Origin of the sequence: Georgenia subflava (assembly GCF_009193155.1) — a bacterium.
In the GTDB taxonomy this organism is placed as follows: domain Bacteria; phylum Actinomycetota; class Actinomycetes; order Actinomycetales; family Actinomycetaceae; genus Georgenia; species Georgenia subflava.
The window spans coordinates 247724-269308 of sequence record NZ_VUKD01000005.1 but is presented as its reverse complement, the minus strand read 5'-3'; the positions used below and the strand labels follow the sequence as shown (position 1 = coordinate 269308).

16 protein-coding genes are annotated in these 21585 nt (G+C 73.8%); 13 read left to right on the top strand and 3 right to left on the bottom strand.

Translation table 11 applies throughout. The features are described 5' to 3' along the window. Positions 1-133: 133 nt before the first annotated feature. The 4 genes from GD748_RS17105 to GD748_RS20060 are packed head-to-tail and all read left to right on the top strand — an operon-like array spanning position 134 to position 5025. Positions 134-1015: an ABC transporter permease gene (locus GD748_RS17105; RefSeq protein ID WP_226921530.1), complete on the top strand. Its 882-nt coding sequence runs from the start codon at positions 134-136 to the stop codon at positions 1013-1015. Further along, positions 1012-2217: an ABC transporter ATP-binding protein gene (locus tag GD748_RS17100; protein ID WP_152196427.1), complete on the top strand. Its 1206-nt coding sequence runs from the start codon at positions 1012-1014 to the stop codon at positions 2215-2217. Before GD748_RS17105 ends, GD748_RS17100 begins: the two co-directional genes overlap by 4 nt. Next, entirely contained in the window at positions 2217-3569 is a 1353-nt protein-coding gene (locus GD748_RS17095; protein ID WP_152196426.1) for a glycosyltransferase family 4 protein, read from the top strand. Before GD748_RS17100 ends, GD748_RS17095 begins: the two co-directional genes overlap by 1 nt. A gap of 52 nt (positions 3570-3621) precedes the next feature. Continuing rightward, a complete protein-coding gene (locus tag GD748_RS20060) occupies positions 3622-5025 on the top strand; it encodes a DUF3152 domain-containing protein (protein WP_226921528.1) in 1404 nt (467 codons plus the stop codon). A 30-nt stretch (positions 5026-5055) separates the two neighbouring features. Here the strand turns inward: GD748_RS20060 and GD748_RS17085 are convergent, their stop codons facing one another. Together GD748_RS17085 and GD748_RS17080 are read right to left on the bottom strand one after the other, a co-directional pair. Further along, positions 5056-6537 carry a glycosyltransferase family 2 protein gene (locus GD748_RS17085; protein ID WP_152196425.1) on the bottom strand — a complete coding sequence of 494 codons (1482 nt, stop codon included), beginning with the start codon at positions 6535-6537 and terminating at the stop codon, positions 5056-5058. Beyond that, the gene (locus GD748_RS17080; RefSeq protein ID WP_152196424.1) at positions 6534-6896 is read right to left on the bottom strand and encodes a hypothetical protein; all 363 of its coding nucleotides are present in this window, start codon (positions 6894-6896) and stop codon (positions 6534-6536) included. The genes GD748_RS17085 and GD748_RS17080 overlap by 4 nt, the downstream gene beginning before the upstream one ends. A 59-nt stretch (positions 6897-6955) precedes the next feature. On the opposite strand from GD748_RS17080, the gene GD748_RS17075 reads away from it, so the two are divergent. Both GD748_RS17075 and GD748_RS17070 read left to right on the top strand, forming a co-directional pair. Beyond that, entirely contained in the window at positions 6956-9523 is a 2568-nt protein-coding gene (locus tag GD748_RS17075) for a glycosyltransferase (RefSeq protein WP_152196423.1), read from the top strand. Further along, complete coding sequence (locus GD748_RS17070) at positions 9520-12324, top strand: glycosyltransferase family protein (RefSeq protein ID WP_152196422.1); 2805 nt, start codon at positions 9520-9522, stop codon at positions 12322-12324. Before GD748_RS17075 ends, GD748_RS17070 begins: the two co-directional genes overlap by 4 nt. On the opposite strand, the gene GD748_RS17065 is transcribed toward GD748_RS17070, so the two are convergent. Further along, positions 12302-13669, bottom strand: a complete 1368-nt coding sequence (locus tag GD748_RS17065) for a hypothetical protein (protein WP_152196421.1) — start codon at positions 13667-13669, stop codon at positions 12302-12304. The two genes, GD748_RS17070 and GD748_RS17065, sit on opposite strands and share 23 nt — an antisense overlap. A gap of 243 nt (positions 13670-13912) precedes the next feature. Between GD748_RS17065 and GD748_RS17060 the strand changes: the two genes are divergently transcribed. From GD748_RS17060 to GD748_RS17030, 7 genes are all read left to right on the top strand, one after another. Then, positions 13913-15100, top strand: a complete 1188-nt coding sequence (locus tag GD748_RS17060; protein ID WP_226921526.1) for a glycosyltransferase — start codon at positions 13913-13915, stop codon at positions 15098-15100. Beyond that, positions 15097-16212 (top strand): glycosyltransferase, encoded by a 1116-nt coding sequence (locus tag GD748_RS17055; protein WP_152196420.1) that lies wholly within the window; start codon positions 15097-15099, stop codon positions 16210-16212. The genes GD748_RS17060 and GD748_RS17055 overlap by 4 nt, the downstream gene beginning before the upstream one ends. Further along, entirely contained in the window at positions 16209-17192 is a 984-nt protein-coding gene (locus GD748_RS17050) for a lysylphosphatidylglycerol synthase domain-containing protein (RefSeq protein WP_152196419.1), read from the top strand. Before GD748_RS17055 ends, GD748_RS17050 begins: the two co-directional genes overlap by 4 nt. Further along, entirely contained in the window at positions 17189-18361 is a 1173-nt protein-coding gene (locus GD748_RS17045) for a glycosyltransferase (protein WP_152196418.1), read from the top strand. The genes GD748_RS17050 and GD748_RS17045 overlap by 4 nt, the downstream gene beginning before the upstream one ends. Then, positions 18358-19320: a lysylphosphatidylglycerol synthase domain-containing protein gene (locus tag GD748_RS17040; protein WP_226921524.1), complete on the top strand. Its 963-nt coding sequence runs from the start codon at positions 18358-18360 to the stop codon at positions 19318-19320. Before GD748_RS17045 ends, GD748_RS17040 begins: the two co-directional genes overlap by 4 nt. A 195-nt stretch (positions 19321-19515) precedes the next feature. Next, positions 19516-20214, top strand: coding sequence for a hypothetical protein (locus tag GD748_RS17035; protein WP_152196417.1), 699 nt, complete (start codon positions 19516-19518; stop codon positions 20212-20214). Positions 20215-20416: 202 nt separating this feature from the next. Continuing rightward, a complete protein-coding gene (locus GD748_RS17030) occupies positions 20417-21490 on the top strand; it encodes a hypothetical protein (protein WP_152196416.1) in 1074 nt (357 codons plus the stop codon). The last annotated feature ends 95 nt before the right edge of the window (positions 21491-21585 follow it).

Sequence of the window (21585 nt, the reverse complement as noted above, 5' to 3'; positions counted from 1 at the left end):
CGGCGCGGTCCGGTCCGCCGGTGCCGCGCGGCTCGCGGTGCGCCACGGCCCCGGCCGTGTGCGCCGTTCCACAGGCGTGGGCGCTCTCGCGGCAGGGAGACCCGCACCAGGGTGCCGTAACCTGTCCCGAGCGGTGGGCACGACTGTCCCGGACGCCAGAGGAACGAGGAAGGCCCAGATCTTGTCGATCGTGCAGGACCTGAGGGGCTCGCGCGAGCTCCTGCTCAACCTCACACGCCGTGAGATCAAGGGCAAGTACAAGCGGACCGCGCTCGGTCAGCTGTGGTCCCTGGCGAACCCGCTCGCCGCGATGGCCATCTACACGGTCGTCTTCGCCTTCATCATCCGCGTCCAGCCGGAGCCGGGTGACCCGAGCGGGCTCGACATCTTCGCCCTGTGGCTGCTGTGCGCGCTGCTCCCGTGGAGCTTCTTCACCAACGTCGTCAACGGCGGCATGGGCGCCCTGGTGGGGAACGAGAACCTCATCAAGAAGGTGCACTTCCCCCGGATCGCCCTGCTCGTCGCGAACTCCTTCTCCTGGATGTTCAGCTGGTCCATCGAGATGGTGGTCCTGCTCGTCGCGCTGGTGATCGTCGGCGCGAACGCGCTGCCCTGGGTGCCGCTGGTGCTCGTCTTCATGGCGCTGATGTCCCTGCTCGCCACCGGCGTCGCGCTGATGCTCTCGGTGGCCAACGTCTACTTCCGCGACACGCAGCACTTCGTGGGCATCTTCTTCCAGGTGTGGTTCTACCTCACCCCGATCCTGTACCCGGTCTCGATGGTCGCCGGCGTCTCCGAGGACATCGGGCCGCTGTTCGGCTCCGTCACCGTGCTCGACCTGTACCTGCTCAACCCCATCGGGGAGTTCGCCGAGGCGTTCCGCAACCTGCTGTACGACAACCGGTGGCCCGACCTGGCCACGTCGCTGACCTGCGCGGCCTGGAGCCTGGCGGCCTTCTTCCTCGGCTACTGGATCTTCAAGCGTCACGAGAAGGGGCTGGCTGAGGCACTGTGAGCAACGTGGCCGTCGAGGTGGCGGACGTCTCCAAGAAGTTCCGCGTCTACCACGAGCGCAACCAGACCCTGAAGAGCGCGATCATGCGCCGTCGCCGGTCGGTGTACGAGGACTTCTGGGCGCTCAAGGACGTCTCGTTCGAGATCCCGGAGGCCTCCACCTTCGCCCTGGTCGGGGACAACGGCTCGGGCAAGTCGACGCTGCTCAAGTGCATGGCGCAGATCCTCTACCCGAACTCGGGCACGATCACCGCGCACGGCAAGCTGGCGGCGCTGCTCGAGGTGGGCTCCGGCTTCCACCCCGAGCTCTCCGGGCGCGAGAACGTCTACCTCAACGGCTCGATCCTCGGCATGAGCCGCCCCGAGATCGACCGCAAGTTCGACGAGATCGTCGACTTCTCCGGTGTCGAGGAGTTCATCGACCAGCCGGTGAAGAACTACTCCTCCGGCATGTACGTGCGCCTGGGCTTCTCCGTGGCGATCAACGTGGACCCGGAGATCCTGCTGGTCGACGAGGTGCTCGCCGTCGGCGACTCCGCGTTCCAGGAGAAGTGCGCGGAGAAGTTCGCCCAGTTCCGCCGCGAGGGCCGCACGGTGGTGCTGGTCTCGCACTCGATGCCGCAGCTGCGGGCGATGGCGGACCAGGCCGCCTGGCTCCAGCACGGCGTCCTGCAGGAGGTCGGGCCGGCCAACGGCGTGCTCGAGCGCTACCTCGACTCCACCCGTGACAGCACCCGGGTGGACGAGAGCGGACGCTCGCACTGGGGCACCGGCGAGATGGTGGTCGGTGACGTCGAGGTCCTGGGCCCGGGCGGCGACGGGACGATCCGCACCGGCGACGACGTGACCATCCGCGTCCACTACCGCGCCGAGGAGCCGGTCACCGACCCGGTCATCGGCGTGGGGATCGAGAGCACCGACGGCACCTACCTGTGGGCGTCGAACACCTTCGACGACGGGCCGCGCCTCGGCACCGTGCGCGGCTCCGGCTACGTCGACTGCCACGCACCCGCGGTGGCCTTCGCCCCTGGCGGGTACGTCGTCATCACCTCGCTCACCGACTCGACCACCCAGCACGTGTACGACCAGGTGCGCGACAGCGCCCGGTTCAGCGTCGACAGCGGCGACCAGCGCTGGTGGGGCGGCTACATCCACACCGAGTCCGGCTGGCAGGCGCCCGCCGGCCACGGGCAGGACGCCTGATGGCGCGGATCCTCGTCGTCACGCTCGACACGCTGGCCGAGCGGATGGCGGGCCCGGCGATCCGGGCCTGGGAGATCGCCTCGGCGCTCGCCGTCGAGCACCAGGTGCGCCTGGTGACGTTCGGCTCCTGCGACCGCCCGGGCCAGGGCTTCACCACCCGGCACATCACGGTGGCCGACTTCCGCGAGGAGGTCGACGGCGCCGACGTCGTCATCATTCAGGGCTTCGTGCTGCAGACGTTCCCGTGGCTGCAGACGGCCGAGCCGGTCATCGTGCTCGACCTGTACGACCCGTTCCATCTCGAGTCGCTCGAGGTGGAGAAGTACAAGCCGACCGACGAGCGCCACGCCGCCCTCGCCAACGCGCTGCGCGAGCTCGGCGCGCAGTCCGCCCGCGGCGACCTGTTCCTGTGCGCCTCGGAGAAGCAGCGTGACCTGTGGCTGGGGCAGCTGGCCGCCGCCGGCCGGGTCAACCCCGAGACCTACGACGCCGACCCCTCGCTGCGCAACCTGCTCACCGTGGTGCCCTTCGGGACCTCGCCGACCCCGCCGGCCCGGACCGCCCCGGCCATCAAGGGCGTGGTGCCCGGCATCGGCGAGCAGGACAAGGTCGTGCTGTGGGGCGGCGGCGTCTACAACTGGTTCGACCCCGTCACGGTGGTGCGTGCCGTGGACCGGGTGCGCCAGGACGTCCCCGAGGTCCGGCTGTACTTCCTCGGCATGAAGCACCCCAACCCGGACGTCCCCGAGATGGCGATGGCGACCCGGACCCGTGAGCTCTCCGACGAGCTCGGCCTGACCGGCACGCACGTCTTCTTCAACGAGGACTGGGTGCCCTACGCCCGGCGGGCGGACTACCTGCTGGACGCCGACGTCGGGGTGAGCGCCCACTTCGACCACATCGAGACCGCGTTCAGCTTCCGCACGCGGATCCTGGACTACCTCTGGGCCGACCTGCCGATCGTGACCAGCGCCGGCGACACGTTCGGCGACCTGGTCGCCGCGGAGGACCTCGGCGCCGCCGTCCCCACCGAGGACGTCGACGCGATGGCGCAGGCCCTGACCCGGCTGCTCACCGACGAGGCGGAGCGGGACCGCGTCCGGGCGAACGTGGCCCGGGTGGCCGAGCGATACACCTGGCCGGTGGCCCTGGCCCCGCTCCTGGAGTTCTGCCGCCGGCCCAGCCGGGCGGCCGACGCGCGCCGGATCGGCACGGAGTTCGCCGGGCTGCCGCTGGCGACGCGGGTCCGGCTCGACGTCACGGCCGCCTGGCGCCTCGTGCGGACCTCCGGTCCCCGGCCGGTCGTCGACAAGGTGCGGTGGCGGCTGGCCCGGCGGCGCCGCCGCGGCTGACCCGTATCTGCGCCCGGCCGTTCCGGTCGCCCGAGGTCCGTAGGATGTCGCGGTGCCCTCCGCCTCCCCTGACCTGCCACGCCGTCGCAGCGCCTCGCTGCGGTGGGCGCTGACGGCTCTCGCGGCCGCGCTCGTCACCGTCCTGACGCTCGCCGGCCCGGCCGCCGCCCGCGGCGGCGAGGTGGGCGGCACCGGGACGGCGTACCTGCTGTCCGACACCTTCTCCACCGAGGCGTCCACCTCGTTCGTGTACGGCCGCCGCACGGACCAGATCTACGTCGGCGACTGGGACGGTGACGGCACCGAGACCCTCGCCGTGCGCCGCGGTGCCACGTTCTACCTGCGCAACGCCAACGCGGGCGGCGCCGCCGACCACGTCCAGACCTACGGCCGCCCGGGCGACGTCGTCGTCGTGGGGGACTGGGACGGTGACGGCCGGGACACCTTCGCCGTGCGCAGGGGCGCGCAGTACCACGTCAAGAACTCCCTGTCCGGCGGCCCGGCGGACGCCGTCGTCGTCTACGGCCAGGCCGGGGACGTCGTCGTGGTCGGGGACTGGGACGGCGACGGGCGCGACACCCTGGGTGTGCGGCGCGGCGCGCAGTACCACCTCAAGGACGTGATCGCGCCGGGGCCCGCGGACCGGGTGGTGGTCTACGGCCGGGCGGCCGACGCCACGCTGGTGGGCGACTGGGACGGCGACGGGCGCGACACCCTGGGGGTGCGGCGCGGTGCGCAGTACCACCTCAAGGACGTGATCGCGCCGGGGCCGGCGGACCGGGTGGTGGTCTACGGCCGGGCGGGCGACACCACGCTGGTGGGCGACTGGGACGGCGACGGCGTGGACACGCTCGGTGTGCGGCGCGACCCGGTGCCGCTCGCCGTCGAGGGGCTCCGGGGGAGCGGCGGGCTGACCAGCACCGAGATCCCGACCGCCGCGAGCGGGCGGCTCACGACCGTCGCCGGCGCGGTCCCGGCGCCGCGGAGCGCCGCGCGCGAGGTGACGGTGCGCGTCCAGGTCGAGGCCGGGCTCCCGGTCGACGGCGCCACCTTCGCCGACGTCGCCATGGACACGCTCAACGACCGGCGCGGTTGGGGAGCGGACGGCTCGGTTAGCTTCGCCCGCGGCACCACCGGGCAGATGACGCTCGTCCTGGCCTCACCGGCCACGGTCGACCGGCTCTGCGCCCCGCTGCGGACCAACGGCTACACCTCCTGCCGCACGGGCTCGCAGGTGATCATCAACGCCGCACGCTGGGCCGGCGGGGCCACCGCCTTCAACGCCGCCGGCGGCGACATCGCCGCCTACCGGCAGTACGTGGTCAACCACGAGACGGGCCACTTCCTCGGGCACGGCCACGTGGGCTGCCCGGGCGCCGGTCGGCTCGCCCCGGTCATGCAGCAGCAGACCCTGAGCATGGGCGGCTGCCGGCCCAACGGGTGGCCGCACCCGTAGCCGTCCCCGCCGAGGGAGCCGGCGGCGGGATCAGACGCCGCGGACGTTGACGTACGGGTCCAGGTGCTTGCGGTGGTCCCACCACGCCAGCGCCGCCCGCTCGTCGTCCTCGATCCGCGCCACCCGGCTGCTGGACTCGAAGTGGTGCAGCCGCGCGAACGGGGTGCACACCACCGTCCGCCCCGTCGCGCCGACCTTGAGGCAGAAGTCGACGTCGTTGTAGTTCAGCGGGAGTGACTCGGTGAAGCCGCCGACCTCGGTGAAGACCGCCCGCGGCACGAGCAGGCACGCCCCGGTGATCGCGAGGAAGTCCAGGTCGACGACGGTGGAGCCGAAGTGGCCGGGCCCGTCCTCCTCGAAGATGTGCACGTGGGTCGCCTCGCCGTCGTGGTCGAAGGTGATCCCGGTGTGCTGGATCCGCTCGTCGTCGAAGAGCAGCTTCGCGCCCACGACGCCGACGCCGTCCTCCGAGGCGACGGCGACCATGCGCTCGAGCCACCGGGGCTCGATCACCTCGGTGTCGTCGTTCAGCAGGAGGACCAGCTCGCCGCGGGCGGCCCCGACGCCGGTGTTGACCGAGCGGGAGAAGTTGAACGGGCCGGCCACGGGCGCGAGCCGGAGGCGGTCTCCGAGGATCTCCGCGCACTCCGCCAGGACCTCGGCCGCGGTGTGCTCGCTCGGCACGAGCACCACCTCCCAGGCGGGGTACGTCGTCCGTGCGGCCAGCGAGCGCAGCGCGTTGGTCACCAGCACCGTCTCCGTGCCGCGCACCGCACGGCTGCCGCCCGCGGTGGGGACGACCACCGAGACCAGCGGAGGGTCCTCGACCTGGCGCCAGACGCGGACGAAGCCGGGGGCCTGCCCGTCGTCGTCGCCGGTGAGCTCGACGACCGCCGGGATGCCGAGGCGCTCGTACCGGGCGGCGACCGCACGCCGACCGGCCTCCGCCGCGACCGGGTCGGCGGCCGGCGCATGGGTGCGTGCCACGCCGAGGACCGGCACGTGGGCGACCGCCACGTCGAGCTCGGTGACCCGCAGCGCGAGGTCCCACTCCCGGGCCGGGGCGAAGTCCTCCCGGAACCCGCCGGCCCGCTCGACCAGCTCGGGCCGGACGAAGCACATCCGTCCCAGGTACGGGTAGCCCTCGAGGTAGCGCGGCACCCAGCGGGGCTTGGCGAAGATCCCGGCGGCGCCGTCGGCCGGCCACTGCTCGTCGGTGTAGAGCACGTCCGGCTCCGCGCCGCGCCCGGCCAGGTCGTCGAGCACCCCCCGGACCGCGGCGAGGGCACCGGGCTCGAGCCGGTCGCCGGCCTCGACGACCGCCGCGAACCGGCCCCGCGCGCGGCGCAGGGCGGCATTGAGCCGGTCCGAGACCGGCCCCGCGCCGGTGGTGGTGAGCAGCTCCCAGGGACCCTCGCCCTGCGCGCGGAAGGACTCCTCGGTGGCCCCGGCGGCGTCGTCGTCCACCGCCTGCACGGACCTGGCCACGACGAGCGTCAGGAGGACCGTCATGCGGGCCTACGGAGCCCGGGGACGGCGGAGCGGCCGCGGCGTCCGGCGCGCCCGAGCAGGTCGAACGCGCGCCACCGCTTCGACCGGACGACGCGCAGGTAGTCCGCCTGGGCCTCGGCGAGAGCCTGGTCACGTTCCTCGAGCGCCGCCGACTGCGCGGTCAGCAGGTCTTGGCGGACGTCGATCGCCGCCCGGGCCTGCGTCAGGGCCGCCGCCAGGTCCGCGCAGCGGGCCCGCAGCCCCTCGACCTCCAGCAGCAGCGCACGGTCGGACTCCGCCGCGTGCGCACGGCGGTCCTCGGTGGCCAGCGCGCGCCAGTAGGCGTCGAAGTCGGAGACCGTCGTCGGGTCAGGAGTCATGGCCATACCGTAGGGGACACCGGACGCGGCGGTCCTCGGCGGCCAACTAGCATGCTGGGATGCGCGTCGCCCAGGTCTCGGCACACTTCCCCCCGAACTTCGTCAGCGGCGGCACGCTCGTCCCGCAGCGGATCGCGCAGGCCGTCGCGGCGGCCGGCCACGAGAGCCTGGTCTACGCCGGCTACCTCGACGAGGCACGGACGCCGCTCGAGACATGGACCGACGCCGACGGCGACGTCACCGTGCGGTGGGTCGTGATCACCCCCTGGACCGCGTGGGACGACCCGAGGAACACCCTCAACCCCGACGTCGAGGCCGACTTCCGGCAGTGGCTCGCCGAGGCCCGCCCGGACGTCGTCCACATCCACTCGCTGCAGACGCTCGGCGCCTCGCTGGTGCGTGCGGCCAAGGAGTCGGGGGCACGCGTCGTGGTGACGATGCACGACTTCTGGTGGTTCTGCGCGCGGCAGTTCCTCTCCTCGACGCAGCTGCGTCCGTGCTCGGTCGTCGTCAGCTGTGGGGAGTGCCCCTGCCAGGTGGACCATTCCTGGCTGGAGGAGCGCAACGCCCGCATCGCCCCCTTCCTTGCGGACGCAGACCTCGTGCTTGCGCCGTCGGCGAGCGCCGCGCGGGTGCTCGTCGCCAACGGCGTGCCGCCGGAGAAGGTGGAGGTGGACGAGAACGGGCTGCCCGCGGACACCCTCGCCGACGCCCGGCAGGTGGCCGCGGCCCGCACGGCGGACGGCCGCGCGCTCCTGCGGTTCATGTACGCCGGCGGGCCGGACCCCATGAAGGGCTTCGACGTCCTCCAGGACGCGCTGGCCGCCCTGCCGGACCTGCCCGGCTGGTCCGTCGACCTGTACGGCGCCGAGGGCAGGGCCCGCGACGACCTGCCCCGCGCCGCCCGCCCCAGGCCGGCGTTCCCGCCCCAGGACCTCACGCGGGTGCTGGCCGAGCACGACGTCCTCGTGCTGCCCTCCGTCGTGCGCGAGTCCCACTCGATCCTCACCCGCGAGGCGCTCGCCGCCGGGCTGGCCGTCGTCTGCACCGACACCCTCGGCCCGGAGGAGGCGGTCGCCCACGGCGAGAACGGCCTGGTGGTGCCGGCGTCCGACGCCGCCTCCCTCACGGCGGCGCTGCGCTCCCTCATCGAGGACCCGGACCTGGCCCGCGGCCTCCTCGGGCAGGGCTCGGCCTCGCCGATCCGCTCCTTCGACGACCAGGTGCGCGGCCTCGTCGAGCGCTACGGCGACCTTCGCGCGGCCGACCGGCCGGAGGACGACGGCTCCCTGGTGCGCGGCGCCGAGGAGCAGCTCATGCGGCGGGTGCTGTTCGTCGTCGGCATTCAGGGCGCCCCGCTGCGGTACCGGGCGCACCTGCCCGCGGAGGCGCTGGGCCTCGTCGGCGTCGAGACCGTCGTACGGCACTACCGCAGCCCGGACCTGCCCCGGCTGGTGCGCGAGGTCGACGCCGTCGTGCTGTACCGGGTCCCGGCCACCGTCCAGGTCCGCGACCTCGTCGACGCCGTGCGGGCGCGCACGCGCCCCGTGCCGGTCCTCTTCGACGTCGACGACCTCATCTTCGACCCTGACCTCAAGGACCAGGTCCACGGGCTCGCCGCCCTCTCGGAGGAGGAGGTGGCGCTGTGGTGGCGCGGCATCGCGAGGTACCGCACCACCATGGAGATGGCCGACATGTACATCGGCAGCACCGAGGAGCTGTGCCGCCACGCGGCCGCGGTCACCGGGCTGCCCGCCCGGCGCTTCGCCAACGGCGTCGGCACGCTCCTGGCGCGGGCGAGCGACCGGGCGCTCGTGCGGCCCCGCGCGGACGGGCCGCTGCGGATCGGCTACTTCTCCGGCACGACGACGCACGACGCCGACTGGGCCTACGTCGAGCCGGCCGTCGTCGAGATCATGCACACGCATCCCGACGTCGAGCTCTGGCTCGGTGGCCACCTGCGCACCACCCCGGCGCTCGACGGGCTCGCGCACCGGGTCCGCCGCCTGCCCTTCGTGCCGTGGTACGAGCTCCCGGGCACGCTCCGGGACGTCGACGTCTGCCTCGCCCCGCTGACGGAGGCCAGCCAGTTCAACGAGGCCAAGTCCGCCATCAAGTGGCTGGAGGCCGCCCTGGTCGAGACACCGGTGGTCGCCTCCTCGACCCAGCCCTTCCGCGAGGCGGTCGACGAGGGACGCACCGGGTTCCTCGCCACGACGCCCCAGGAGTGGTCGGCGGCCGTCACCGCGCTGATCGAGGACGCGGCCCTGCGCCGCCGGGTCGGCTCGCAGGCGCGCCGGGAGGCCCTCCTGCGCTGGTCGCCGCACCTCCAGGGCCGGGTCTACCTGGACAACCTGCTCGCCGCCGCCGCGCACGTCAGGTCCCACGGGCCGCGCCGCCCCACGGACTGGTCGCCCGTGCTCGACGACGAGCCCCTCTCGGGCGCCGAGGCGTACGTCGAGGACTACGCGGTGCCGGCGCCCGGCGCCCGGCAGCTGCCGGCGGCGCTGCGGCACGGGCGCATCGGCACCAAGCTCGCGGCCGCCCGCCGGGTCTTCCGGTCCGACGGCGCCCGCGGCGTGGCGGCACGGCTGGTCCGCAAGGCGGGGGAGCGGTCCGCCCGATGAGCCGGCCCCCCGCCCGGGCCAGGCACGCCGTCGGCCGGCGCCGGCCGGCCCTCGGCCAGGTCGTGGCCTGGCTCGCCCCGGTACTCCTCGTGCTGGTCATGCTCGGTCCGTCGCTGCTCGGGGCCAGGCTCTTCGCCGCGGGGAACCTGATCGACTACCAGGGGCCGTGGGAGGAGTCCTCCACGGCCGAGCACGTGACGAACACGTGCGTCTCGGACACCGTGGACGGTGCGCTGCCGACCGCGCTGGTGTACCGCGACCGGATCGCGGCCGGGGACGTGCCGGCCCTGTGGGACAACACCGCCGCCGCCGGCGTGATGCTCGCGTCCGCCCCGCCCGGCGGCGTGAACTCACCGATCTTCATCGCCTCCCTGCCGTTCGGCGACGTCGCGTTCCCGGCGTGGATCAAGCTCTTCGAGATCGGCGTCGCCGTCGCGGGCACCGTGCTGTGGGCCCGAAGGCTCGGGCTGTCCACGCCGGCCGGGCTGGTAGGCGGGCTGCTCTACGTCACCGGCTCGTTCATGGTGCTGTGGACCAACTGGCCGCAGACCCGCACCGCCGCCTTCTTCCCCCTGGTCTTCTGGGCCGTGGAGCGGCTCGTCCAGGACCGCACCGTCCGCTCCGCGCTCCCGCTGCCGCTCGTCGTCGCCGCCATGATCCTGGGCGGGTTCCCGGCGATCGCGGTGCACACCCTCTACTTCGCCGCGGCCTACGCGGTGGTGCGCCTGGTCGTGCTCAACCGGCGCCCGGCCGACGGGGCCGTCGCGGGCGGGCGGGCCGGCCGCTGGCGGCGGTGGGGCCGCGCGCCGGTGCTCGCCGTCGGGGCCGGGGCGGTGACGGTGCTGCTCCTGGCCTTCCAGCTGCTGCCGTGGCTGGACCAGCTGCGGGGCACCGACCTGAGCTACCGCGACGACATCTGGGCCGACACGGTGGGGCTGCGCGAGGCGCTCACCATGGCCTACCCGCAGGCCCTGGGCACGTGCCAGTCCGGCGACGCGCGCTGGGGGAGCATGATCCCGATCGAGGGCGTCTCGTTCGTCGGTGCGGGGGCCCTCGTGCTGTGCCTCGCGGCGCTGGTGAGCAGCCACGGCCCCCGGCTCGGCGGTGTGCGGGCGTTCCTCGTCGTCGGCAGCGGCGTCGTGCTCGCCGCGACCTTCCTGGGCGGGCCGGTCAGCTACGTGCTCCACCTGCTGCCGCTGATGGACAACTCGAGCCTGTACCGGATGCGCGGGGTCGGGTCGCTGCTGCTGGCCATGCTGGCCGCCGTCGGGTTCGAGGCGCTGCGGCGCACGGCCCGTGAGCGGGGCGCGCCGCGCCGGGTGGCGTGGGCTGGCGTCGTCGCCGCGCCGGTGCTGCTCGTGCTGGCCGCGGTGGCCGTGTGGTTCGTCGCCCCGGACGCGGCCGCCTGGGCGCAGGTGCGGGGCTCGGTGCTGCTCGGCCTGGTGTGCGGGCTCCTCGTCGCTGCGGTGTGGGCGGCCGCCCTGGCCGGTCTCGGTGCCCGGCGCACCCTCGTCGCGCTGCTGCCGCTCGTCCTGCTCGTCGAGGGCCTGGCCTTCACTCACGCGTTCTGGCCGCGCACGGACCCCGACCAGCTGTACCGGCCCACGAGCACCGACGCGTACCTGCAGGCCCGGCTGGGCCACGAGCGGATCGTCGGCGTCCAGGGCGCGTACTGGACCGGCGCCAACAAGGTGGCGGGCATCAGGTCGCTGTCCGGGCACGTCTTCGTGCCGCCGGAGTGGCGCGACCTGCTGCTCCAGGCCGACGCGGACATGTTCGTCACGGACACCTACCACACGCTGAGCAGCCTGGGGCCGCTCAGCAGCCCGGTGCTCGACCGGTTCGGCGTGCGGTACGGGGTCGCGGACACCGACGTGGTCCCGCTGGGCTCGTTCCACGGCGACGGCGGGCAGGACCGCACCCGCGACGTCGTCCTGCAGCAGGCCCCCGGGAGCCGGGCGGTGCCGGCCGGCACGGCGCTGCGCGGCGCGGTCGTCGAGCTGGCGAGGCCGGTCGGCGACGTCCGCGAGGCCGACGACCCCGCGCACGTGGTCGTCGAGGCCGTCGGGGCGGACGGCGAGGTCCTCGCGAGCGGGGCCCGCCGCGTGCGGGACCGCGCCGAGGGAACCTTCACCGTTCCGGTCGCCGGCGAGCACCTCGCCGACGCGGGGCCGTACACGGTGGAGGTGCGCGCCGAGGGCGGCGAGCCGGTCTCCGTGCTGCCGGCGACCGGCCAGGACGGGGCGTGGGTCGGGGTGATGACGGCCGAGGACGACGGGCTGGACCTGGTCGAGACCGCCGAGGCGCAGGTCTACGAGCGCCCGGGCGCGCTGCCGCGCTTCCGGTGGGCGGACGATGCCGCGGCCTGCACGTCGGCGGCCTCGTGCGCGGACCTCATGGGAGAGGTGGACGGCTCGACCGTCCTGCTGACGCCGGAGGACCACGCCCGCGTGCGGCTCGAACCCGGCGCGGCAGAGGTCGACGTCGAGGTGGACACCGGGGACCTCCAGCGGGTGCGAGTGGACGCGGAGGCCCCCGGCGTCCTGGTGGTGGCCGACGGCTTCCACGACGACTGGGAGGCGACCGTGGACGGCGAGACGGTCCCGCTCCTGCGGGCCGACCACGCGATGCGCGGCGTCGAGGTGCCCGCCGGCGAGCACGTCGTCGAGCTCGCCTACCGGCCGGTCGGCTGGGGCGTGCTCCCGTGGGTGTCCCTGACGACCGTGCTCGCCCTGGCCGGCACCTGGGCGGTCCTGGCCCGGCGGGAGCGCGGACCGCTCAGAAGATCCCCGCGAAGCTGAGCGCCATCGCGAGGTACCCGACCACGGCGACGGCCGCCGCCGCCACGCGGAACCCCTTCTCGTGGGCGACCAGCACGAGCGCGGCGATCGTGAGGGGGACCAGGGTGACGCCGTACCGGCTGGAGACGTGCGGGAAGTAGCCGCCGCCGAGCAGCTCGTTGCCCTGGACGAGCAGCGGGACGGCCGCCGCACCGACCAGCGCCGCCCAGCCGACCCAGCGCTCGGGCCGCAGCCGGTCGAAGGCCACGAGCGCCATGAACGGCGCGGCCGTGAACAGCACCCCGAGGATGCCGATCCAGCCGACGACGGCCGTGCTGGTCAGCGTGCCCTGGAGGAAGTAGTCCTCGACCAGCCCGAACACGGTGGCCAGCGTCGGGGCCCACTCGTCGAACGGCGCCCCGATGATCGGCACGGTGTTCACACCGGTGATCGGGCTGCTCCAGCCGGGCTCCGCACGGCCGGCCTGGAAGAGCGACCAGGCGACGGCGCTCGCCCCGATCGCCACGACCGGCACCACCGCCACCCCGAGGCGGCGCAGCACCTCGCGCCGGTCGCCGCGCCGCCACGCACCCACCGCCGACAGCGCCACCAGGCCGAGCACGGTCAGCACGGCCACGGTGCTCATGAGCTTCGTCGACGCCGCGAGCAGCGCCACCACCGTGGGGGCGACGAGCCCGAGGCGGCCCTGGAGGAAGACACGGGTCAGGAGCCACAGCGCCCCGACGCCGATCAGGGCGGCCGGCGCGTCGTTCGTCACCGTGGAGGAGGCATGGGCCAGCGACGGGACGCCGAGCATCGTCGCCGCGGCCGCCGCGGACAGCCAGCGCGGCAGCCGCCACATCCGCACCACCGCGTACATCCCCACCAGCGCCGCCACGAGCCACAGCCCACCGGTGAGCCGCGCGGCGGTGGTGAAGGTCAGGCCGAGGGGGAGCGCGGTGGCGAGCTCGGCGAGGACCGCCGTCACCGCGTAGTAGCCCGGCGGGTGCCAGTAGTTGTAGTTCTCGCCCTCCGCCGGGTAGTCGGCGGCGTCGGCGTCGTCCGCCTGCGCGCACTCCGGCAGCGCGTCGGGGATGTTCTCCTGCCCGCGGCAGGACCACTCCTCCAGGGTGAGGTCGGACAGCTCCGAGCCGGCGCGGGGCAGCTCACCCTGCGCGACCTTCCACGCGTAGTCCAGGTGCGTGTGCTCGTCCAGGGCGGACAGGCCGGGCCCGTTCACCACCCCCAGCGTCGCCAGGCCCATGCCGAGGACCGCCAGCAGCAGGCACCACAGCACGTCCGCGCGGCGGCCGGCGCGGTCCGGCGCGCGCCGGGTGGGCGGCGCCGGGTCAGCGACCTCTGTCATGTCTCTCCTCGTGTGCGACGCGGGCGCGCACGCCGCTGCGAGGCCGACGCGCACGCCGGTGCCGAGGCCGAGCCGGCGAGGTGCGGCAGCCGCGGCACCGTGCGGGTGTGAGTGATGCCACCAGCCCCGGACGGGGCACTCGGCTACGCTACATTGTCAGCGCGTGCGTCCATTGCGCTGAGTGCTGCGGGCCATGCCGACGGTCGCAGCGACACGCCCGCCCTCACGCCGACCGAGGAAATCATGAAGTTGTTCGTCCAGGTTCCCTGCCTCAACGAGGAGGAGACGCTCCCGCTCGTGCTGGCGAGCATCCCGCGGGAGATCCCGGGCATCGACGAGATCACCATCCTCGTCGTCGACGACGGCTCCACCGACCGGACGGTCGAGGTCGCCCGCGAGCACGGCGTGCGCCACTTCGTGCGGCACGCCCGCAACATGGGGCTGGCCAGGTCCTTCCGGGACGGCGTCGACTACGCCCTCGCGCACGGGGCAGACATCGTCGTCAACACCGACGGCGACAACCAGTACCCGCAGGACCGCATCGGCGACCTCGTCCAGCCGCTGGTCCGCGGCGAGGCCGACGTCGTGATCGCCGACCGCCAGACCGCGACGATCGAGCACTTCTCCCCGTTCAAGAAGGCGATGCAGAAGGTCGGCTCGGAGGTCGTCAACAGGGCTGCCGGCACGGACCTGCCCGACGCGGCCAGCGGCTTCCGCGCCTACTCCAAGGCCGCGCTCATCCGCCTCAACGTCGTCACGCAGTTCTCCTACTGCATGGAGACGATCATCCAGGCCGGCAACAAGCGGCTGAGGATCGCGTCCCTGCCGATCACGACCAACCCCAAGACGCGCGAGTCGCGGCTCTTCAAGAACATCTGGCACCACATGTTCAAGTCGGGCAGCGCGATCACCCGCTCGTACCTGATGTTCAAGCCGCACGTGCTGCTCGGCGCCATCGGCGGCGTCATGCTCGTGGCCGCGCTGATCCCGTTCGTGCGGTTCCTCGTGTTCTGGCTGATGGGCGACTCCGCCGGTCACGTCCAGTCGCTGATCTTCGGCACCGCGATGCTCGTCGGTGCGCTCGTGTGCTTCGCGCTGCTCATCATCGCCGATCTTCAGCGCACCAACCGCGTCCTGCTCGAGGAGACGCTGGAGCGGATGAAGACGCTCCAGTACGACCCGGCGGGGCCGGCGGCCTCGATCGACCGCCCCGCCCTGCCCGAGCTGCTCGAGCACGACGGCGACGGCGCGTTCGCGTCCGGGGCTGACCCGCTGCGGGCGAGCCTGCGCACCGAGGACGCGGTGCGGGCGAACCGGCGCACCGACGACCCGGTGGGGGACGGACTTCGCACCGACGACCCGGACGAGGTGGAGTGGGTCGGCTCGGTCGAGCCCGAGCCCGTCGATGACGTGAGACTCAGCAAGTCGTGAGGATCGCCGTCGTCGGCCCCACCCACCCGTACAAGGGCGGCATCGCTCAGCACACCACCCGGTTGGCGCACGAGCTCAGCCGGGAGGGCCACGACGTCTACGTCGAGTCCTGGCGGCGCCAGTACCCCGCGCTGCTGTACCCCGGCGAGCTCACGGTGCCCGACGACGAGCCGGAGATCCCCGTCTTCCCCCGGGTGCTGCGGCGCCTCTCGTGGAACCGGCCGTGGACCTGGTGGGAGGCCGGGCGCCGCCTGCGCCGCGCCGACGTCGTCATCCTCGTGGTCGCGAGCACCGTGCAGATCCTGCCGTACCTGCCCGTCGTGGGGATGCTGCGCGGCCGGGTCCGCACCGTCGCGCTCATGCACAACGTGCTGCCCCACGAGGGCCGGCTGGGCGACCGCACGCTCGTCTCGGCGTTGCTCGGCGCGGTCGACGACGTCCTGGTGCACTCGCCCGAGCAGCACGACCTCGCCCGCCGGCTCACCGACACACCGCTGACCACCGCCGTCCTGCCCTCGAACCTGGGGGACCTGGAGGCGGCGGCACCGCGGCCACGGCGGTCGCTCGACGAGCCGCTGCGGGTGCTGTCCTTCGGGCTGGTCCGCCCGTACAAGGGCGTCGACCTGCTGGTGGAGGCCGCGGGCCAGGTCCCCCAGGTCCACCTCACCGTCGCCGGCGAGTTCTGGTCGCCGGAGGCCGATCTCTGGGACGTCGCCCGGCGCGCCGGCGCCGCGGACCGCCTGACCGTCCGGAACGGCTACGTGCCGACGGGCGAGCTGCACGAGCTGTTCGCGGAGTCGGACATCGTGGCCCTGACCTACCGCTCGGTGACCGGCTCGGGCAACATCAAGCTCGCGTTCGAGCTGGGCCGGCCCGTGATCGCCACCCAGGTCGGCGCGCTGGCGGAGGAGATCCGCGGCCGCTACGGCGTGGTGGCCGAGCGCCCCGCCGTCCCCGAGATCGTGGCGGCGCTGCGGCAGGCGTGCGAGCCGGACGTGTACAACTCGATGGCCGAGGCGATCGGGAGCTACCCGCGCGGGGACTACCTGCGGGAGTGGTCCGAGTACGTCCGGGTCATCGGCTCGATGCTGGACGGGGACCGGGCGCGATGAGCGCGGACACGGGCGAGCAGGGGGCCGTGCGCACCCGCGGCGCCGCGGTCAAGGTCGCCGTGCGGTGGCTGTTGATCGCCGTCGCCGTCTTCTTCCTCGGCCGGGCGCTGTACCTCCAGTGGCCGGCTGTCTCGGACGCGCTCGCCGAGATCCCGCTCGGCGCGGCGGTCGCCTCGGTGGTGGCCGCGGCCCTGGCGGTGTCGATCTCCGGCCAGCAGCAGCGCAGCATCCTGGCCGCGCTGGGGCACCGGCTGCCGCTGCGGCCGTGGATGCGGGTGTTCTACCTCGCGCAGCTCGGCAAGTACGTCCCGGGGACCGCGTGGGCCTACGTCGCGCAGATGGAGCTCGGCCGGAAGAAGGGCATCGACCGGGCGTCGTCGGTCCTGGCCATCCTGCTCGGCGCCGGGCTGACGGTGCTCCTCGCGCTCGTGGCGGGTCTCCTCGTCCTCGGTGCGCCGTCGCTCTCGTGGCTGCCGGTGGCAGCCCAGGTCGCCGTCGTGGTCCTGGCCGCGGCGGCCGTGCTGGTGCTCGCGGTGCGGCCCGGCGTCGTCGGCGCCGTGACGCGGCGGGTACCCGCCCTGGCGTCCCGGCTCGGGGAGGTGTTCCCGGCCGCCGGGTCGCTGCGGCCGGCGATCGGCTGGTCCGCCGCCGCCTGGGGCGCGTACGGCGTGCACCTGTGGCTGCTGGCGGCGCCGACCGGGCTGACCGGGGCGGACGGCCTGCGGCTCGCCGTCGGCGGGTTCGCCATCGCCTGGGTCTGCGGGTTCCTCGCCGTCCTCGTCCCGGCGGGCGTGGGGGTGCGCGAGGCGGTGCTCGTCGGGCTGCTCGCGGGCAGCATCGGGAGCGGGCCGGCGCTCGCGGTCGCCGTCCTCTCCCGCTTCCTCATCATCGCCGCGGAGGTCGGGCTCCTGGCGCTCGTCCCGTTCCTGCCCTCCGCCGTCGGCGGGCGGAGCGGCGCGGCTACGGTGGTGGAACCATGAGGGTGCTCTCGTTCGGGACCTACGACGCCGAGGTGCACCCCCGGATCCGCGTGCTGATCGAGGGGCTGCGGACCAACGGCGTCCACGTCGTGGAGTGCAACGCGCCGCTGGGCCTGTCGACGGCGCGACGGGTCGACACGCTCAAGAAGCCCTGGCTGGTGCCGGCGATGATGGCTCGGATCGTCTCGCGCTGGGTGCGGCTGACGCGCGACGCGCGGCGCTACCGTGGCCGGCACCGCCCGGACGCCGTCCTGGTCGGCTACATGGGCCACTTCGACGTGCTCCTCGCGCGGCTGCTCTTCCCGCGCGTGCCGATCTTCCTCGACCACCTCATCTCCGGCGCGACGACGGCGGCCGACCGCGGCGTCGACGGCGGCCTGCGGTCCGTGGTGCTGCGACAGCTGGACCAGGCGGCCGTGCGTGCGGCCGACGTGGTCATCGTCGACACCGAGGAGCACCGCTCCCTCGTGCCGGAGGACAGGCGGGACGCGGCCGTCGTGGTGCCCGTCGGCGCCCCGCGGACCTGGTTCGCGGCCCGCCCGGCGGACTTGGCGGCCCGCCCGGCGGACGCGGCGGCGCGCCCGGCGGACGCGGCGCGCCGGACGGATGCGACCGCGCGCACGGCCGACGCGCCGTTGTCGGTGATCTTCTTCGGCCTGTTCACCCCGCTGCAGGGCACGCCGGTGATCGGCGAGGCGATCCGGATCCTGCACCGCCGCGGTGCCCCGGTCCGCTTCACGCTCGTGGGCAGCGGCCAGGACGCCGAGACGGTGCACGAGCTGGTGGACGGCCTCGACACCGTGAGCTGGACGGACTGGGTGCGCGGCGCGGAGCTGCCGGCGCTGGTCGCCGAGCACGACGTCAGCCTGGGGATCTTCGCCACCACCCCGAAGGCGCTGCGGGTGATCCCGAACAAGGTGTACCAGGGCGCGGCCGCCGGGACCGCGGTGGTCACGAGCGACACCGCGCCCCAGCGCCGGGTCCTCCACGAGGCGGCGATCCTCGTCCCGCCCGGTGACCCGGTGGCCCTCGCCGACGCCCTGGAGCGGCTCGCCGACGACGGCGGTCGGCTGCGGCACCACCGCGCGCTCACGGCCGACCTCGCCGACGCGGCCTTCACCCCCGCGTCGGTGGTCCGGCCGATCCTGGCGCGGCTGAGGACGCCGTGATCGGTCGGTTGCTGGCCGTCCTGCGCGCTCCCGCGGTACGTGCCGGGTTCGTCGTGCTCGCTCTCGGCGCCTGCGTGTGGGCGCTGGTCAGCCAGTGGGACGACGTCACGGACGCCGTCTCCACCATCCCGGGCGGCACGCTGCTCGGCGCGACCGGGCTCAGCCTCGTCTACGTGTCGCTGACCATGCTCAGCTGGCGAGCGGTCCTCGCCGACCTCGGCTCGCGGCTGCCGCTGCGCACGGCGTCGTCCGTCTTCTTCGTCTCGCAGGTCGGTAAGTACCTGCCGGGCGGGATCTGGAACGTGCTCGCCGCCGCCGAGATGGGGGCCGACCACCAGATCCCGCGACGGCGTTCGGTCTCCGTCATGGTGGTCTCGATCCTCGTCTCCATCGTCACCGGGCTCGCCCTGGCGGTGCTGGCCGTCGCCCTCGCGCCCGGCGCGGTCGCGGACCGGTACGGGTGGGTGGCCTGGGCGCTGCCCGTGGTCCTCGTGGTGCTGCTCCCGCCGGTGCTCAACCGGCTGCTCGGCGTCGCGCTCCGGGTGACCCGGCGGCCCGCGCTCGAGGAGCCGATGACCGCCCGCGGCATCGCGACGGCTGCCGTCTGGGCCCTGCTGGCCTGGTTGGTGGCCGGCGCCCAGGTATGGCTGCTGGCCACCGCCGTCGGGATGGACGAGACCTTCGCCTCGTTCGCGCTCGCCGTCGGCGGCTACGCGCTGGCCTGGACGGTGGGCTTCCTGGTCGTCGTCGTCCCGGCCGGCGTCGGGGCCCGCGAGGCGGTCCTCGCCGTGGTGCTCGCCGGCCAGCTCGACGCCGGCGGTGTCGTCGTGGTGGTGCTGCTGAGCCGGGTGCTGCTGACCGTCGCCGACGTCGGGCTCGGCTCGGGCGGCCTGCTGCTGGCTCGCACCTCGGCGCGCCGCCTCCGCGAGCGACCCCGCAGCGACCAGGTGGGCAGCTGACTCCTCCGTCCGAGGGTTCGGCGAAGTGGTCCGGCAGACGGATCCGAGCATTTGGCGGAGAGGTCCAGCCGAACCAGCTCGCGGAGCCGTCGGGCCGACCGGTCCGCAGAGGCGCCGGGCCTCCTAGGCGGCAGACGCGTCGTCGTCCGGCGGGTCTCTCATCCTGTTCTCATGGCGCTCCGGCATCCTGGTCAGATGCCGCCGCTCGACGTCCTGCCGCCCCGCCGGTCCCTCGCCCGCCTGCTGCTGGTGCTGCTGCTGGTCGCGGACGTGGTGCTGATCGTCCTGCACGTCGGCTTCAGGGTGAACGGCACGTCGAGCTGGTACTTCGACCTCAGTGCCGAGCGCGGCTGGGGCGAGGCCTTCCAGTACCTCAAGCAGCTGTGGTCGGTGATCCTGCTCGCGGCGGCCTGGTGGACGTCGCGCAGCCCCGTCATCGTGGCCTGGGCCCTGGTCACGGCCTACTTCCTGGCCGACGACGCCGGCGGGATCCACGAGGGGGTCGGGCGGTGGGTGATCAACAACTACCTCTTCGCCCCCGGCTTCGGCGACCAGCGGACCCAGCTCGTCGAGGTGCTGTGGATGGCCGGGGTCGGAGCCCTGCTGGCCCTGACCGTCCTGCTCACGCACCGCCGCAGCGCGGCGGCCGAGCGCGCCGTCTCCTGGCGGCTCGTCGTGCTCTTCGGCCTCCTGATCTTCTTCGGCGTCATCGTCGACGGCCTCGCCCTGGCCTTCGACGACGGCGGTACGGTCGACCAGATCCTCGTGGTCGTCGAGGACGGCGGGGAGCTGCTCGTGCTGTCGGTGGTCATCGCGTACCTGCTCGGCCTGGCCGAGAACCGGCCAGACCGTCGCGCGGTCGAGGCGACCGGCGCTGCAGAGCGGGTCGACTGACCTGTCCGGCGGTGACGAGCGGGTCGACTGACCCGTCCGGCGGTGCCGAGCGGGCCGACCGACCCACGCGGCGCTGCCCCTTGAAAGCGGCCCTTGGACGCCGCCCTTGGAAGCGCCCTCGGAAGCGTCGCCATTCCGTTCCGCGCCGGTTTTGGCAGTCCTATGCTTGCGCCAGGCACAGCACCTCGACGGGGAGGTCGCCATGAAGAAGATCCGCGCGGTCGATGCCTCCGTGCTGGCCACCACCCTCTTGGCCGCCACCGTGCTGCTGGCCCCCGCCGCGTCGGCGAAGGGCAGCGAGGTCGACGGGATCGGTGCGCGCTACCACCTCTCCCTGGACGCGACGTCGGGCATCGCCTTCGCCTACGGCCGGGACGCGGACGAGGCCTTCGTCGGTGACTGGGACGGCGACGGCACGGACACCGTCGGGGTGCGCCGTGGCGCCACCTTCCATCTCAGGAACGCCGCGACCGACGGGCCGGCCCACGTGACACTCACCTACGGGCGTGCCGGGGACGAGGTGCTGGTGGGGGACTGGGACGGCGACGGCGTCGACACCCTGGCCGTGCGCCGGGGCGCCGTCTACCACATCAGCAACTCCCTGACGTCGGGGCCGGCGCAGACGGTGTTCGCGTACGGCAACGACTCGGACGACGTGCTGGTCGGCGACTGGGACGGTGACGGCGCCGACTCCCTCGCCGTGCGCCGCGGCGCTCTCTACTACTTCCGGAACTCGCTCACCCCCGGTGCTGCCGAGTTCTCGCTCGGTTACGGTCGCGAGCTGGACGAGGTGCTGGTGGGCGACTGGGACGGTGACGGGGACGACTCCCTCGCCGTGCGTCGAGGACGCGAGTACTTCCTCAAGCACGAGCTGGGCTCGGGGGACGCCGACGTTCGCCTGATCTACGGACGGCCCACCGACGGCGCGATGGCGGGGGACTGGGACGGCGGAGGAGTCACCACGATCGGCGTGCGACGCAGCGAGGTGGCGCGGCCGGTCGCCGAGCGGGCGGTGGCGGCGGTGGCCGCGGGTGACGGCATCGGGCTGCGCCGGTGGGCCACACCCGAGGCGGCCGACTGGATGGAACGGATGTGGGACATATTCACCATCACCGGCCCGTTCTCCGTCGACTTCTGCGCCGCCGAGGACTCCATGACGATCGCCTGCACCGTGCTGTCCGCGGACTTCCCGCTGCGCCCAGTCGGCGCGATCTGGATCGGCCAGAGCGCGCCGCAGGCCTGGACCGTGACGGCCTTCGAGGCGTTCTTCGACTGAAGCCGCTCGCCCGTTGGCGCCGGGACGCCCGTCGTGCACCGTAGGCTCGTCCTCGACCGTGCGGTGCGACGACGATCGGGGGACCGGGCAACGAT